A 16,813-nucleotide genomic window follows, 5' to 3' on the forward strand; every position below is an offset into this window, starting at 1 on the left:
GTTAGCCTAACCTATCTTCTGATCGATTCCGGTATCGAGAGGTACAGATATGACGGTGGACGCCGAACCAGACAAGGCGGCCGCGAAAGCCCGCAAACAGCGGGAGGCCCAGGCTCGCAAGGAGATCCTGGCCCCGGTCGCCGGGACGCTGCAGCTGGCGAGCCTCATTGTGGCCGTCGCCTCCGTCTGCGCGGTGGCGCCCTTCCTGCTGATCGTCTCGGCCTGCCGGGAACTGCTGGCCGATGCGGTCGATACCGACCGCGTGTGGCGGCTGCTGCTCATCGCGGTCCTCGTGCTGGTCGCGCGGGCGCTGTTGCAGGCGGTCGCGCTGACCTGGTCGCATGCCGTGGACGGCGGCTATCAGCTCACGCTGCGGCGGCTGCTGGCCGACAAGCTGACCCGGGTGCCGCTGGGCTGGTTCGGCGAGCGCACCTCCTCCGAGGTCAAGAAGTATCTCCAGGACGATGTGGAGGCGCTGCACTATCTGGTGGCGCACGCGCGGCTGGACTTCGTCGGCTCGGTGACCGTGCCGCTGGTGACGCTGATCTATCTGGCGACCGTGGACTGGCGGCTCACGCTGGTGCTGCTGGTGCCGCTCATCGTGTACGCGCTGTGCATGAAGAAGATGCTCGACGAACCCGGCCGGGAGCGGATCGTCGCCTACAACGCGGCCGAGCTGCGCACCCGGGAGGCGACGGTCGAATTCGTGGAGGGCATTCAGGTGGTGCGCGCCTTCGGTCGAGCCGGGAAGGCGCACACCGTGTTCCAGGATGCGGTGGAGCATCAGACCGAGAGCGTGCGGCGGTTGAAGATGCCGGTCATGACCGTGCAGTCGATCTCCGAATCGGTGGTCGCGCCGGTCTTCGTCATGCTGCTGGTGGTCGCGGCCGGGCTGGGCGGCGTCGGGGCGGGCTGGATCGAGCCGCTGGATGTGCTGCCGTTCCTGCTGGTCGGGCTCGGTCTGGGCAGCTCGCTGCTCGGGTTGGGCTACGGCGCGCAGGCGCTGCGGACCGCCGGTGATGCCGCGCTGCGCCTGCACGAACTCATGCAGACGCCGGAATTGCGTTCCGGTGCGGCGGATTCCGTGCCTACCGCGGCCGATGTGCCCGCCGGGACGGTGCGGTTCGAGGACGTGACCTTCGGGTACCGCGCCGATCATCAGGTGCTGCGCGGTATCGACCTGGAGTTGGCGCCCGGCACCATTACCGCCCTGGTCGGGCCGAGCGGTTCGGGCAAGTCCACCCTCGCCAAGCTGCTGCCCCGCTTCTACGATGTCGAATCCGGCCGCATCACCATCGGCGGCCGCGATGTCCGCGATATCGCCACCGAAGAGCTGTATCGCACCGTCGGATTCGTATTCCAGGACGTGCGGCTGATTCGCGGCACGATCCGCGACAATCTGCGACTGGCCCGCGCCGACGCCGACGACGCTGCCCTCGAGCGCGCCGCCCGCGCCGCGCGCATCCACGACCGCATTCTGGCGCTGCCACGCGGCTACGACTCCGAGATCGGCGTCGACGCCACCCTGTCCGGCGGTGAGGCGCAGCGGCTTTCGATCGCCCGCGCCCTGCTGGCCGATACCCCGGTGCTGGTGCTCGACGAGGCCACCGCCTTCGCCGATCCCGAATCCGAGGCGGCCGTGCAGGACGCGCTCGCGGTGCTGGTCGCCGGGCGCACCGTGCTGGTGATCGCGCACCGGCTGCACACCATTACCGGTGTGGACCGAATCCTGGTGCTGGAGAACGGAACCCTGGTCGAACAGGGCGACCATGCGAGCCTGTCCATCGCGGGCGGCGTCTACCAGCGGTTGTGGGAAATCAATGAGGCGGCGCTCGAGGTCCTCGCGGACGAGCGGGCCGGGGAGGCAATCCGATGATCCGCAAGGTGCTCGCGCTGGTGCCGCGCGAATACGCCCATCTGACACCGCGATTGTTCCTCGCCATCATTGCCCAGACCCTGTGCCAGGCCGCCGCCTACGTACTGCTGGTGCCGGTGCTCGAGGCGCTGTTCGACGACGATCTCGGCCGGGCCTGGTGGTGGACGCTGTGGCTGGCGCTGGCCGTGGCCGGTGTGGTGGCGCTCAGCTACGCGCAGTCGGTCATCGGTCTGCGCATCGGCGTCGGCATGCAGCACGGTCTGCAGACCCGGCTCGGCGATCACCTGAACGCGGTGCCGCTGGGCTGGTTCGACCGGCAGAACGCGGGCGCGCTCTCGCGCGTGGTGGTCGAGAACGTGCGCGAGGTGCAGGGCCTGATCGCCTATCTGATCGCGAAAATCCTGACCGGCGTGCTGGTTCCGCTCGGCGTCGCCCTCGGCATGCTGCTGGTGGACTGGCGCATCTCGCTCGCCATGCTGGTGGCCGCGCCGCTGCTGTTCGCGGTGAACCTGTGGGCCAACCGCTCCTATACGGCCGCCGACGAGCGCATGCACGAGGCCGCCTCCGAGGCCAATGCGCGGGTGCTGGAATTCGCTCAGGCGCAACCGGTGCTGCGTTCCTTCGGCGCGATCGGCAAGGGCAACAAGGCGCTCGACGCGGCCCTCGCACGGCAGCGCAAGGCGGCCTCCGGCATGCTGGTCGCCAGTGTCCCCGGCCTGATCGTGTTCTCCCTGGTCGTGCAGGCCGTTTTCCTGGTGCTGGTGTACCTGGTGGTGGGCCGTGTCACCGGCGGCGCGATTTCCGCCGCCGCAGCCATTGCCCTGATCGCGGTCAGCGCCCGCTTCATCGAACCCCTCAACCAGGCCGCACAACTGGGCACGGCGCTGCGCTCGGCCGCCGCGGCGGCCGACCGGGTCACCACCCTGCTGGCCGAACCCGCACTGCCGCAATCGGATACGCCGGTCACCCCCGGCGCTCCCGAAATCAGCTTCGACCAGGTGAGTTTCGGTTACCGCGACGGCGAAACGGTGCTCTCCGACCTGACCTTCACCGTCCCCGCGGGCACCACCACCGCCATTGTCGGCCCCAGCGGTGCGGGCAAATCCACGGTTCTGCGCCTGGCCGCCCGCTTCCACGACACCGATTCGGGCACCGTCTCGGTCTCCGGCCACGATGTGCGCGACCAGCCCACCGAAACCCTGCTGGGTCAGCTCTCCCTGGTCTTCCAGAACGTCTACCTGTTCAATCGCTCGGTCCTGGAGAACATTCGGGCGGGCCGCCCCGACGCCACCGACGCCGAGGTCCGCGCCGCCGCCGCGGTCGCCCGCGTGGACGAGATCGCCGAGCGGCTCCCCGATGGCTGGGACGCCACCGTCGGCGAGGGCGGCACCGCCCTGTCCGGCGGTGAGCGCCAACGCGTCTCGATCGCTCGCGCTCTCCTCAAGGCCGCGCCGGTGGTCCTGCTGGACGAGGCCACCAGCGCCCTCGATGCGCAGAACGAGGCCGTGGTGGTCCGCGGGATCCACGAACTGACTCGCGACAAGACGGTCATCGTGGTGGCGCATCGGCTGGCCACCATCGCCCATGCCGACCAGATCCTCTTCATGGAGGCGGGACGGATCATCGAACGCGGCACCCATGCGGAGCTGGTCGCCCTCGACGGCCGCTACGCCGACTTCTGGCACGAGCGCACCCGGGCCTCCGGCTGGTGCCTCGAGGCAGCCTCGGCCTGAACCCCGGTTTACTAAGGTAAGCCTATGTAAACTTCGGGGGCGGGGTTTGCGCGTCCGAGATGAGGCAGGAGAAGCGGTGGAGACACTTCTGGTGGTCGGCGCGGGGCCGAAAGCCCTGGCGGTAGCGGCCAAATCGCATGTGCTGCGGACACTCGGGCTGTCTGCGCCCCGGGTGATCGTGGTCGAAGCGCATGCGGTGGGCGGTAACTGGCTGCCCAGCGGCGGCTGGACCGACGGGCAGCATCGGCTCGGCACCAGCCCGGAGAAGGATGTCGGGTTCCCGTATCACTCCACCTGGGCGCGGGGGCACAATCGCGAGATCGACGAGGCCATGCGGGGGTTCAGCTGGTCGGCCTTCCTGGTCGAGCACGGGATCTATGCGGAATGGATCGATCGGGGACGGCCCAGCCCGCAGCATCACGTGTGGGCCAAGTATTTGCAGTGGGTGGCTCGCAAGATCGATCTGGAGCTGGTGCTCGGGCGGGTGCGGGGCATCTCCGCGGCGGCCGACGGGTGGCTGGTGCAGGTCGCCGATGCCGACGGCGGGGTCAGTGAGATCGACTGCGATGCCGTCATGATCACCGGGCCGGGGCGCAGTGATCGGGCGCTGACCGCACATCCCAAGGTGCTCAGCATTTCCGAGTTCTGGGATCTGGCGGGGCGGCGGGCGCTGCCGCCGTCCTCGCGGGCCGCGGTGGTCGGCGGCGGCGAGACCGCCGGATCGGCGCTGGACGAGCTGATCCGCCACGAGATGCTCACCATCTCGGTGATCTCCCCGAAGGCCACGCTGTATACCCGGGGCGAAAGCTATTTCGAGAACTCTCTCTACAGTGATCCCACCAAGTGGAGCGCACTCGGTATGGAGGAGCGCCGCGATGTCATCCGGCGCACCGATCGCGGGGTGTTCTCGGTGCGCGTGCAGGAGAGCCTGCTGGGCGACAACCGGGTTCACCACCTGCAGGGGCGCGTGGTGAATATCGCCGATCAGGACGATCGGGTCGCCCTGACGCTGCGCAATGACATGCGCGCGGATCAGGTGCACTCGTTCGATCTGGTGGTGGATGCCACGGGCGGGCAGCCGCTGTGGTTCCTCGAGCTGTTCGATTCGGGCGCAACCGATCTGCTGGAGTTGGCCGTCGGCGGGCCGCTCACCCAGGACCGCATCGAGAACGCCATCGGCTACGACCTGGCGCTGTCGGGTCTGGCCGCCAAGCTGTACCTGCCGAATATGGCGGCGCTGTCGCAGGGGCCGGGCTTCCCGAATCTCAGCTGCCTGGGCGAACTTTCGGACCGGGTGCTGCGCTCGGACCGGGCGCATCGGAAGGCGGGTGCGCGCGAGCGGGCCGCCGTGGAGCGCTGACGCCGCAGCGCCGGAAACGGTGACGGCCGCGAGGAAATCCTCGCGGCCGTGTCGTGGTTTCGGTGAGCGTTACCGCAGCACCGGCAGATCCGCGGCCGCGCGGGGCAAGGTGTAGAGCGAGATCCGCCGATCCGGGCGAATGTCGAAGTCGCCCAGGTGCTGCCAGCCGTTCTTCTCGAGGGCCTTGCGCATCGGGGTGTTGCGGTAGTCGGGTTCGCACATGACGCGGCGACATTCGGGCTCGGTCTCGAAGATCCGGTCCACCAGCAGTCGCATCCACGCCGACATCACGCCCCGGCCCAGCAGTCTGGTCTCGGCGGTCGCGATGTGCAGGCCCATATCGCGCGGATCGGCCTCGTACAACTTCGCGATCTCGTCCTTGGCGGGACGGTACAACTCCACATAGGCGACATCTCGGCGGCCCAGTTCCGGCGCACCGAGCGCGGCGAAGTCGTAGCCGAGCAGGCAAGGGCGGGAGAAGGTTCCGGCCAGCTGCGCCGAGCAGTCCGCGTGGCGGCGCTCGACGGTCCAGTCCTGCTCCCAGGTCTCCAGCAGATGCGGGCGGCGCATCCACTCGGTAATGGTCGCCGGATCCTCGGAATCCACGTCCACCAGGCGTAACGAGAACGGTTCTGCGAAAACGGGAACCACCGGTGCGGGCGCCGCGCGGACCTCGTCGGGGATATCCGTCAGTTCACGCGCGAGGACGTAGGGCGTCCGGTTCATCGATGGAGACTCCATTCGGGTCGTTAGCTTGATCACCCAGGTTTGTAAGGCTAGCCTATACTAAATCGGTGGTGCTACGGTGAGCCGAAACATCGAGGGGGGACCAAGGTGAAACCGATGCCGCGCGCGTTCGGCGGTGTGTAGGAGGGATCAGGAAATGGCAAGGGAACTCGGTTGGATCAGGCAGTTTCAGGCCCCGCGTTCCGACAATTGCCCACCGCTCCTGATTTTCCCGCACGCGGGTGCGGGCGCCTCCGCCTATCGGGTTTTCACCAAGACCCTCGGTGAGCATTTCGACGCCGTGGTGTTCCAATACCCGGGTCGTCAAGATCGCGCGCGCGAGGCCGCCGCGGAAACGCTGCCGGAGATCGCCGCGGGCGCCTTCGCCGCATTCCTGGAATCGCCGCATCACACCGGCGCTCCCATCACGATTTTCGGGCACAGCATGGGCGCCGTCATCGCCTTCGAATTCACCCGGCTGGCCGAGGCCGCCGGGATTCCGGTGCGCCTGCTGGCCGCCTCCGCGGCCGCGGCGCCCGCGCTCATCGCCGACCTGCCGCCGCATCCGCAGGAGGACGAAGCGCTGCTCGACCACATGGGCGCGCTCAATGGCACCGGCGCGGACGTGCTGGCCAGCCGGGATGTGCTGCGCATGGCGCTGCCGGTCATGAAGGCCGACTACCGGGCCTTCGACGCCTACTCGTGCGCGGCCGACAGCGCCGTGGCCGCACCGATTCTCGTGCTCGGCGGCCAGGACGACGAATTCGTCGCGCCGCGTGCGCTCTACGCCTGGGAGCCGCACACCCGCGCGGGCATTCAGGTGACGTTGTTCGACGGCGGGCATTTCTACCTCAACGACCATGTCGCCGGAATTGCCGAGCTCCTGGTTTCCGCCGTGCCCGGTACAAAAGAAGTGAGCACTTTCGCATGACCGCGTTATCCGCCGACGATCCGATCGTGATCGTCGGAATGGGCGTCGAAGCACCCGGAGGCGTGGAAACACTGCCCGAATTCTGGGCGGCGCTGGCCGAATCCCGGGAATTGATCGGACCTTTCCCGCGCGACCGGGAATGGCCGCTCGCGGAAATCTTCGCGCTGGATCGGCGGGAGGGCTGGAGCCCGGTGCGGGATGCCGGTGGATTCCTCACCGGTGCAACCGAATTCGATCCGATGTTCTTCGGCATCACCCCGCGCGAGGCGGTGGCCATGGATCCGCAGCAGCGGGTCGGCATGCGGGTGGCGTGGCGGGCGCTCGAGCACGCGGGCATCAATCCCGGTGCGGTGGACGGCGAGTCGGCCGGATGCTGGATGGGCGTCTCGCTCATGGAGTACGGGCCCGCCGCGGCCGCGGTCAACGAGTACAACGGGTATCGCGTGACCGGTTCCGCGCTGGGGGCGGTGGCCGGGCGGATCTCGCACGGGCTCGGGCTGATCGGGCCGTCCATCAGCGTCGACACCGCGTGCGCGTCCTCGCTGACCGCCGTGCATCAGGCGGCCGCCGCGCTGCGTGCCGGGGAATGCGAGTGGGCGCTGGCCGGTGGCGTGTGCGTCATGGGCTCGCCCGGCGCGTTCTACGAATTCTCCAAGAACAATGCCCTGGCCGCGGACGGGCACTGCCGCTCCTATGCCGCCGACGCCACCGGAACGCTCTGGGGTGAGGGCGCGGGCATCGTTGTGCTGGAACGCGAGTCGCGGGCGCGGGAGCTGGGGCATCGCATCTACGGGCGGCTGCTCGGCTCGCGGGTCAACCACAATGGCAAGGGCGCGCCGCTCGCGGTGCCGAGTGCGGCGGCGCAGGAACGGCTGATTCGCGACACCCTCGCGGCGGCCGGGATCGCGCCCGAACTGGTGGGCTTGATCGAGGGGCACGGCACCGGCACGCCGGTGGGCGATCCGCTCGAACTGGTGGCGCTGGCGAAAACCTATGGCGGTGAACGGGAATTGGGTCCGCGACTGGGTTCTGTGAAATCCAATGTCGGCCACGCCCAGGCGGCCTCGGGGATGCTCGGGCTGATCAAGGTGCTGTTGTGCGGCGTGCACGGCCAGATCGCGCCGAGCCTGTACGCCGACCAGCCGACCGCCGAAATCGATTGGGATGCCACCAGTCTGCGCCTGGCCGCGAAGCTCGAACCGTGGGAGGCCGTGGACGGGGTGCGCTATGCCGCCGTCTCCTCCTTCGGCGTCGCGGGCACCAATGCGCATGCCGTTCTCGGCCTGCCGGTTCTGGAGGAAAGCGATGTGTAGCCACCGCCTGCCCGATGGCAGCATTCCCGTCCTGCTGTCCTCCGATACCGCGGCCGGGCTGCGCGGCGAGGCCGTCGCCATCCTGACCTACCTGGAAACCCACCCGGCCGTGACCCCGGATCGGGTGTCGGACATGCTCTTCCGCACCCGGATCGCCCGCCGCTACCGCGCCCTGATCATGATCGCCGAGCGTGGCGAGCCGGTCGCCGAGCGCGAGGAACTGCTGGACGCGCTGCGCGCCCTTGCCGCCGATCGGCCGCATCCGGCCGTGGTCTCCGGTGACGAGCCCGCCACCGCGCGCAAGATCGGCTTCGTCTTCCCCGGTCAGGGCAGTCAGCGCCCCGGTATGGGCAAGCTCTACTACGCGCTGTCCCCGGCCTACCGCGCCCGCGTCGACGAATGCTCGGCCATTCACACCGAGCGGTTCGGCCACGATCAGCCGCTGCACTATCTGCTCGGCAATGACGGCAAGTTCCAGGACGAGGTGTGGGAAGTCCAGCCCGCCTTGATGTTCCACATGTCCGGCCTGGCCGCCATGTGGCAGGCCACCGGTGTGCGCCCCGCCGCCACCATCGGCCACAGCCAGGGTGAACTCGCCGCCTGCGCCACCTCCGAGGTCATGTCGCTGCGCGACTCCGTCCTGGTGGTCACCCACCGCGCCCGCCTGGTCGAGCGCCTGTCCCCGCTCGGCTACTCCATGGCCGTGCTCGCCATGAGCCGCGAGGACTGCGAGGACCTGCTGGCCCGCCACTCCGGCTGGGCCGAACTCTCGGTGGTGAACTCCCCGAGCATCATGGCCATCTCCGGTGACCGCCAGACCATCAAGGACATGGTCGCCACCGCCACCGAACGCGGCCAGTTCGCCCGCGAGATCGGCGTCGCCTACCCCGCCCACACCTCCATCGTCGCCGAAGTCCGCGCCGACTTCGAAGGCTTCCTGGGCGGCGAAATGAGCAGCCCCACCTTCCACCCCACCGAAATCCCCTCCTACGGAGCGGCTCTCGGCGAAGCCATCACCCCCGACCTGGCCCAGGAACAGTACTGGTACTGGAACCTCCGCAACCGCGTCCGCTTCGACCGCGCCGTAGTCTCCGCCGCCACCGCAGGCATAGACACCCTCATCGAGGTAGTCGAACACCCGGTCCTCCAACTGGCCCTCCAGGAAAACCTGAACCTCGTCCCCCGAGACCCGGCCCGCGGCCCCCGCGACTTCCGCGTCCTGGGCACCTCCCTCCGCACCGCCGACACCCTCCGCGAATTCACCCGCAACCTGGCCACCATCGCCGTTGCGGACCTCGGCTACGACTGGAATGCCCTCCGCACCGAAACGTCGGTCTCCCTCCCTCCGCGCGACTTCCCGCACACGGTCATGAACCCCAGAAAGCTCTGGGCCGCAGCCGGATACGCCGAGGACAAGATCCGCCCGGCCGCGCCGCCGATTCCGCCCCCCCAGCGTCTGGTGGAGAGCTGGGTCCAGTGGGACCGCCGCTCCCTGACCGCCTTGCGCACACTCGCCGTGGTAGACCCGACCGGCCGCTGCGCAGATATGGCCGCCGCTCTGATCAAAGCCGCCGACCGATACGGTGCAACCGCCACGATCCTCGACTCCACCGACCTCACCGCATCCGTCGCCGTTGCCAACCCGGCCGCAAGCGTTTCCGGTGCAGCGGCCGACCATTCCGGTCCGGCCGAGGGTGCTCCTGGTGCGGCTGCCGCCGGTTCCGCCGACTCGCGTCCGGGGGCGGCCGTTGCCACCCGATCGAGTGCCGCGCCGGGCAACGGTGGTGCTGGGCGTCACTCGGCTGCCGCATCCGGGATAGCTGCTGATTCTGGTTCGGCTGCCGCTGCTGGGTTGGCCTCCGCGGCTGGTTCGGCCGTTGCCGGGTCGGGTGCTGCCGCGCCGGGTTCGGACGCTGGCGGGGCGTACGACACGGTGGTGATTCTGCTGCCGCCGTTGCCGCAGACCGACGGCGCGGGTGCGGTGCCGGGGTTGGCCGGGTTCTTCGCTACGCAGGCGTGGCTGGAGGCTGTCCGGGGACTGCGGTCGGGTGGTGAGTGCTGGCTGGTGACCGTCGGGGGTGAGTCCGTGGTGGACTCCGATCCGCTGCCGCAGTTGTTCCATGCCGCGGTGAGTTCCGGATTCCGTTGTGTCGGTGTGGAGAACCCGGGTGTGCTGTTCCGGCACCTGGATCTGGCCGCCGATGCGGGGGCCGAGCAGGCCAGCCGGATTGTCGGGGCGCTGCACACCGCGGGCGAGCCGGATTTGGCGCTGCGCGGTGGCAAGGTGTTCGTGAAGCGGCTCGTCGAGGACGAGTCGGAGCCGGGCGCGGCGGCCGACCTCGATCATGTGGTGATCGTGGGCGGCACCGGGCAGCTCGGCCGGATCTTCGCTGAGCATTTCGCCCGCACGGGCGCTGGGCGGGTCACGTTGCTCAGCCGATCCGGCGAAGCGGGCGCTCCCGCCGGGGAACTCGCCCGCCTGCGATCCATCGGCGGGACCGAGATCGTCGCGGTCGCCTGCGATGTGAGCGACCCGGAGTCGGTGCGGCGATTCGCCGCTGAACAGGCGGATCGGCCCGCGAGTGTACTGATCCACGCGGCGGTCAACTATGTGGATGCCGGGATCGCCGAGATCACTCCGGAAATGGTCGCCACGGCGGCCGCCTCCAAGGTGGTCGGGCTGGAAGCCGTGCTGGCGGCGGTGCCGCGTACGCCGGATTGCCGAATCCTGTTGTGCTCCTCCATGGCCGCGACGCTCGGCGGTCGCGGGCAGATCCTCTACGCGGTCACCAACCGCATGCTCGATATCGTGGCGCGACGTGCACGCGCCCAGGGCCTGGCGTGCACGTCGATCGAATGGGCGCTGTGGAGTGTCGCCGGTCCGCTCGATGCCGCGGGTTTCGCGCGGGTCTCGGGGACCGGTATGTACCCGATGAATCCGGCTGACGCTATCGCGGCGGGGCTCACCTGGCAGCCGACCGATGCGGTGGTCATCTCCGCCGATTGGCCATTGCTGCGCGCGAACGCCGAGGTGTTCGGGCAGGCGGCCGTGCTGGCGGCCGTGCCGGAGCGGCCGGAGCGGGTTGCGCCCTTGCGGGTCGAAACCTCTGCCGCGGCAGTCGAATCCGTGGTCGATGCGGCGCCCGTCGCTATGCCCGCGCCCGTCGCCGCGAGTATGCCCCCGGCGGTCGCGCCCGCCGCCGACCGCTCGCTCGCGGAGCAGGTGCTGGCCGAACTCGAGCGGGTCATGGGGGTCGGCGCCGGAGAGACCATCGACCGTTCCGTGCCGCTGGTGGCGCTGGGCCTGGACTCCTTGCAGGCCCTGGACTTCCGCAAGCGGGTCCGGTCCGCGCTCGATCGGGATCTGCCGGTCGCGGCGATTCTGGGCGGCGCGTCACTCGATGACGTCGTGCTGCTCATGGCTGAGAACACCAACTAGGCAAAGGGGCCAGATTCCATGTCAGACACCGATGCCACCGTGCTCACCACGCCCGCCGCACCCGGGGCGTCTGCTGCATCCGTGACGCCTGCCGCACCTGTGACACCAGCCGTGCTCGGGACGCCCGCTGAGTCCGGTACTTCGGGCGGAGGGTCGGCCCTCGATCGCCGCAGGGAGCTGCTGCGCCGCCGCTTGGCCGAAAGCGGGCTCGCCAAGGAGACGGCCGCCGCGCCAATGCGGCGCACCGCCGCGGGCGAGCGCCTGCCGCTGTCCGCGGGGCAGCGCCGGATGTGGTTTCTGCAGACGCGCGATCCGCAGGACACGACGCTGAACATCTGCGTCGCGTACCGGCTCCGGGGCGCGCTGGACGAGGCGCGCCTGCGGAGCGCGGTCGGCGCGGTGTTCGCCAAGCACGACATTCTGCGCACCACCTACGGGGTGGACGAGCAGGGCGACCCGTTCCAGGTGTTCTCTGATGACGTGACGGTGCCGTGGCAGTCGCACGATCTGACGGCGCTGCCCGAGCAGAGCCGCGGCGTCCGGGTGGAGGTGTTGGCGCGCCGCGAATTCGGGCGCTCCTTCGATTTGGCCACCGAGCTGCCATTGCGAATCACGCTGGTGCGCACCGGCACCGAGGATTTCACGCTGCTGCTGGCGGCACACCACATCTGCTGGGACGACGACGCCTGGGGCGTGTTCTTCGCCGATCTGAACGCCGCCTACAACGGCACGGGCGAAATCCCGTCCGCCCCCGCACAGTTCGCGGACCTCGAGGTGCTCGACGCGCCCGAGGACGACCCGGCCGATATCGAATTCTGGCGCACCGCGTTGCGCCCGCTGCTCGAGGCGCTGGAGCTACCGGGCGCGGCCGCCGCCGTCCCGTCCAAGTCCGCCGCTCGCCGCACCCTGGCGCTGCCGCAGGATCTGCTGGACCGGGTCGACGCCTTCGCCTGCGAGCACGCCGCCACCCCGTTCATGGTGCTGCTGGCCGGTTACGCCGCCCTCATCGAGCGCTACACCGCCGCGGACGATTTCCTCATCTCCATCCCGGTCACCAACCGCCGCTCGGCCGCCGCCGAACAGCTCGTCGGCTACTTCGGCAACACCCTGCTGCTGCGCAACACCGTGCGCGCCGGTGAAACCTTCGCCGGTCTGGTCGAATCCACCAAGCAGACCTGCCTCGACGCCTTCGCCCACCAGGCCGTCGGCATCGATCGCGTGGTGCGCGAGGTGAATCCGGAGCGCGTCGCGGGCCGCGACGGTATGGATCAGCTGGTGCGCCTGGGCTTCAGCGTGCGCAAGAGCGCCGACGGCTTCGCCCTGCGCGGCATCACCTCCGCCCAGCTCGACGAGCTCGGCGCACCCACCGCGCAGGTGCCCCTCGCGCTGGCCGTGGTCACCGAGAGCGCGCACGGCGCGGTGCTCGAAGCCGAATACCAGGTCGACGTGCTGGGCGAGGCGCTGGTGCAGCGCATGCTCGAGCACTACGCGCAGCTGCTCGACAGCGCACTCACCATGCCCGACAAGCGCATCGGCGATCTCGACATGCTGGGCGCGCAGGACCGCGCCGCCATTCTCGAACTCTCGCGCGGCGCGGACGTCCCGGCCGAGCCGACCACCATGGTCGCGCTGTTCGAGGCGAGCGTGGCGGCCGCGCCGGAGGCCCTCGCCCTGGTCTCCGACCATGCCCGCCTGACCTACGCCGAGCTGAACCAGCGCGCGAACCGTTTGGCGCACTGGTTGATTCGCGAGGGCATCGGCGCGGAGGACATTGTCGGCCTGCGCATGAGCACCTCGGTGGAGTTCATTGTCGCGGTCTACGGCGTGCTCAAGGCGGGCGCGGCCTACCTGCCCATCGATCCGGCCTACCCGGACGACCGCATCGACTACCTGGTCGCGGACGCCCGCCCCGCCCTGGTCATGGGCCGCGTGGAACTGGACGCCGCGGAATCGGCCGCCGCCGAACTGCCGCAGGCGAATCCGGCCGATGCCGACCGCGTGCGCCCGCTGCGCCCGGAGAATCTGGCCTACGTCATCTACACCTCCGGCTCCACCGGTAAGCCCAAGGGCGTCCCGGTCGCGCACGCCGCCATTGCCGATCATGTCGTGAGCTTCACCGCCGAATGGGGGATGACCTCCCAGGACCGGCTGCTGCAATCGTCCTCGGTGAGCTTCGACGCCTCGCTGCTGGACATCTTCGTCACCCTCGCGCTGGGCGCACGGCTCGTCGTGCCCAAGCCCGACGCCTTCCGGGATATTCGCTATGTCGCGGATCTGATCACCCGCCAGGGCGTCACCGTGCTGCACATGGTGCCGTCCATGCTGAGCACCTTCCTGCTGCTGCCCGAGGTCAGCGAATGGCGGGCGCTGCGTCACGTCCCGGTCGGCGGTGAGGCGCTGCCCGGTGAGGTAGCCGACAAGTTCGCGGGCGTCTTCGATGCCGAACTGCGCAATCACTACGGGCCCACCGAGGCGGTCGTCTGCGCGACCCATATGCCGGTCGAGGGACCGCAGGGCACCGGCATCGTGCCCATCGGCGTGCCGAATCGGAACGTGCACGCCTATGTGCTCGACGAGGCGCTGCAACTGGTGCCCGCGGGCGTGGTGGGCGAGCTCTACCTGGGCGGCGATCAGCTGGCCCGCAGCTATCTGGGCCGCGCCGAGCTGACCGCGCAGCGCTTCGTGGCCGACCCGTTCACGCCGGGGCAGCGGCTGTACCGCTCCGGGGATCTGGTGCGCCGCAACGAGTTCGGCGAACTGGACTTCGTGGGCCGCGCCGACGAGCAGGTCAAGGTGCGCGGTTTCCGCATCGAGCTCGGCGAGGTCGAATCCGCGCTGGGCGCGCATCCGGCGGTCGGGCACTGCGTGGTGATCGTGGCCGAGGATCCGGCCGTCGGGCCCACCCTCGCGGCCTACCTGGTGCCCGCCGCCGGGCAGTCGGTGGAGGTGGAGCAGGTGCGCAAGCATGCCGCCGCGGTGCTCCCGGAATACATGGTGCCCAGCGCTTTCGCCGTTATCGACGAGATTCCGCTGACCGTCAACGGCAAGCTGGACAAGCGCGCGCTGCCCGCGCCGCAGTCCGCGGTGGCGCGCACCCATCGCAAGCCCGCCACCGCCACCGAGCGCCGCATGTGCGGTATCTACCGGCAGCTGTTCGGACTGGAAGTCGTTGGGGCGGACGACTCCTTCTTCGAGCTGGGCGGGCATTCGCTGCTCGCCGCCCGCCTGGTCGCCCAGATTCGCGCCGAATTCGGTGTGGAACTGGATGTTCGGATCATCTTCGACACTCCGACCGCCGCCGGGCTGGCCGCCGTACTGGTGGAGCAGTTCCGCAACGAATTCGGCATCGACCTGGACTCCATGGACGATTCCGACGAGCCCGAAACCGAAACCGTAGCGGTGCAGCCGGAATCCGGATCCGCACGACCGGCGCTCGGGAATCGTGAACGGCTGGAACAGCTTCCGCTGTCGTACTCGCAGTTGGCCATGTGGTTCCAGTACAAGATGGAAGGCTCCAGCGCCGTCGGCAACCTGCCGTTTGCGGTGCGCCTGGACGGTGCGCTCGATATCGCGGCCCTGCGCGCGGCGCTCGGCGATGTCGTCGCCCGGCACGAGTCGCTGCGCACCGGTTTCGCCGAGCGCGACGGCATTCCGTACCAGGTGGTGCAGCCGACACTCGAGGTGCCGCTGACCATTACCGAGATCGCCGCGGATCGCCTGGATGCCGAACTCGCCGAGATCGGCGGCTACCGCTTCACCGTCGAATCCGAACCGCTGCTGCGCCCGACGCTGCTGGTCCTCGGCCCGCGCACACATGTGCTGTCGCTGCTCGTGCACCACATTGTCGCTGACCACGCCTCGCTGGGCATTCTGCTCGGCGACCTGGTGACCGCCTACCGGGCCCGCGTGGAAACCGGCCGGGCCCCGGCGTGGACGCCCCTGGACATCCAGTTCCCCGATTACGCGCTGTGGCAGCGCGCGGCCTTCGAGCCTGGCGCCGACGGCGCGCCCAGCCCGTACGGCCGGGCGCAACTCGAGCACTGGCGCACCGCGCTGGCCGGGCTGCCGGACCAGATCGATGTGGCGCAGGACCGCCCGCGCCCGCCGGTGCTGGGCAAACGCGGGGAGGTGGCGACCTTCTCGGTGCCCGCCGCGCATCGCCTCGGCATGACCGCGCTCGCGGAGCAGTGCGGCGCAACGGAATTCATGGTCTACGAGGCCGCCGTCGCCACCCTGCTGCACAAGCTGGGCGGCGGCGCGGATATCGCGCTCGGCACCCCGGTCGCCTGCCGCGTGGACGAGGCCGTCACCCCGCTGGTCGGTCTCTTCGCGAATATGGCGGTGCTGCGCAATGACCTGTCCGGCACGCCGTCGCTGCGCGACACCGTGCTGCGGGCCCGCGAGAGCGTGCTGAATGCCCATGCGCACCAGGAACTTCCGATCGAACGCCTGGTGGAGGCGCTCAACCCGCCGCGTTCGCGCTCGCGTAATCCGCTGTTCCAGTCCATGCTGCACTTCCGCGGCGCGGACTGGGCCCCGGCCGCGGTCGCCCTGGCGGGGAACGCCACCGCGACCGTGCTGCCGGTCGACTTCGATGTCTCGTTCCTCGATCTGAACCTGAGCATCAATGTCAATACTGATGGCGGACTGGATATCCGGGTGGTCGCCAATGCCGATCTCTACGACGCGGTGACCGTCCGCAATATCGCCGATGCGCTCGCGGCCACGCTCTACGGCTACGCCACCGCACCCGAGCGCGCGGTCGCCGATCTGGAGGTGCTGCCCGAGGCGGTCCTGGAACGGCTGTTGGCCCGGCCGGTCGCGGTCGCCGCCGCGCACTCCACCGCCGCGACGGCGGGCGACACCGGAACCGTGGCCGCGCTCATCGAGATCCTCGAGGAACTGCTGGAGATCACCGATGTCGAGGCCGAGGACAACTTCTTCGCCCTCGGCGGCGACAGCGTCATCTCCATCCAGTGGTCGGCCCGCGCCAATGCGCTCGGCCTGCCGCTGACCCCGCAACTGGTCTTCGAAACCATGACCATCACCGAACTTGCCGCCGCCGTCGATGCGGCCGAACCGACAGCGCCGCAGCCGGATTCGGTGCCGCAGGAGGAGTCCGCCCCCATGAGCGCCTCCGGCCTCGACGCCGACGCCCTGGCCGCCCTCACCGCCTCGTGGGGCCAGTCGTGACCGCCGCGACGCCGCCGCGGATCGAGGACGTCCTCGCGCTGAGCCCGCTCCAGGAGGGACTGTTCTCCCTGTCGCGGCTCACCGGGGACGGCATCGACCTGTACACCATGCAGTTCGTCGTCGATATCGACGGACCCCTCGATGCCGACCTGCTGCGCCGCAGCGGACAGGCCATGCTGAATCGGCATCCGAACCTCAAGGCCGCGTTCTGGGACCGCGATGTCCCGCGCCCGGTGCAGATC

9 protein-coding genes are annotated in these 16,813 nt (G+C 69.5%); 8 read left to right on the top strand and 1 reads right to left on the bottom strand.

All coding sequences use genetic code 11. The features are described from left to right. Positions 1–49 precede the first annotated feature (49 nt). The 3 genes from NC4_RS26830 (at position 50) to NC4_RS26840 (ending at position 4,969) form a co-directional block, all read left to right on the top strand. Positions 50–1,876: an ABC transporter ATP-binding protein gene (locus NC4_RS26830; RefSeq protein WP_067543743.1), complete on the top strand. Its 1,827-nt coding sequence runs from the start codon at positions 50–52 to the stop codon at positions 1,874–1,876. After that, positions 1,873–3,609 (top strand): ABC transporter ATP-binding protein, encoded by a 1,737-nt coding sequence (locus NC4_RS26835; protein WP_067543745.1) that lies wholly within the window; start codon positions 1,873–1,875, stop codon positions 3,607–3,609. The genes NC4_RS26830 and NC4_RS26835 overlap by 4 nt, the downstream gene beginning before the upstream one ends. A gap of 76 nt (positions 3,610–3,685) precedes the next feature. Then, positions 3,686–4,969: a SidA/IucD/PvdA family monooxygenase gene (locus NC4_RS26840; protein WP_067543747.1), complete on the top strand. Its 1,284-nt coding sequence runs from the start codon at positions 3,686–3,688 to the stop codon at positions 4,967–4,969. Between the two features lie 69 nt (positions 4,970–5,038). Here NC4_RS26840 and NC4_RS26845 read toward each other — a convergent pair whose 3' ends face one another. Further along, entirely contained in the window at positions 5,039–5,710 is a 672-nt protein-coding gene (locus NC4_RS26845; RefSeq protein ID WP_067543749.1) for a GNAT family N-acetyltransferase, read from the bottom strand. 142 nt (positions 5,711–5,852) lie between these two features. On the opposite strand from NC4_RS26845, the gene NC4_RS26850 reads away from it, so the two are divergent. The 5 genes from NC4_RS26850 to NC4_RS26870 form a co-directional block, all read left to right on the top strand. Then, positions 5,853–6,626 carry a thioesterase II family protein gene (locus NC4_RS26850; RefSeq protein ID WP_067543751.1) on the top strand — a complete coding sequence of 258 codons (774 nt, stop codon included), beginning with the start codon at positions 5,853–5,855 and terminating at the stop codon, positions 6,624–6,626. Next, positions 6,623–7,939: a beta-ketoacyl [acyl carrier protein] synthase domain-containing protein gene (locus NC4_RS26855; protein WP_067543753.1), complete on the top strand. Its 1,317-nt coding sequence runs from the start codon at positions 6,623–6,625 to the stop codon at positions 7,937–7,939. Before NC4_RS26850 ends, NC4_RS26855 begins: the two co-directional genes overlap by 4 nt. After that, complete coding sequence (locus tag NC4_RS43265; protein WP_067543755.1) at positions 7,932–11,378, top strand: SDR family NAD(P)-dependent oxidoreductase; 3,447 nt, start codon at positions 7,932–7,934, stop codon at positions 11,376–11,378. The genes NC4_RS26855 and NC4_RS43265 overlap by 8 nt, the downstream gene beginning before the upstream one ends. Before the next feature lie 18 nt (positions 11,379–11,396). Continuing rightward, positions 11,397–16,571 carry a non-ribosomal peptide synthetase gene (locus NC4_RS26865; protein ID WP_084529817.1) on the top strand — a complete coding sequence of 1,725 codons (5,175 nt, stop codon included), beginning with the start codon at positions 11,397–11,399 and terminating at the stop codon, positions 16,569–16,571. Continuing rightward, positions 16,568–16,813 (top strand): condensation domain-containing protein (locus NC4_RS26870; protein ID WP_157555243.1); only part of this gene is annotated, 246 nt, incomplete at its 3' end. The genes NC4_RS26865 and NC4_RS26870, both read left to right, overlap by 4 nt.

It is taken from the genome of Nocardia crassostreae (assembly GCF_001613405.1).
GTDB lineage: Bacteria > Actinomycetota > Actinomycetes > Mycobacteriales > Mycobacteriaceae > Nocardia > Nocardia crassostreae.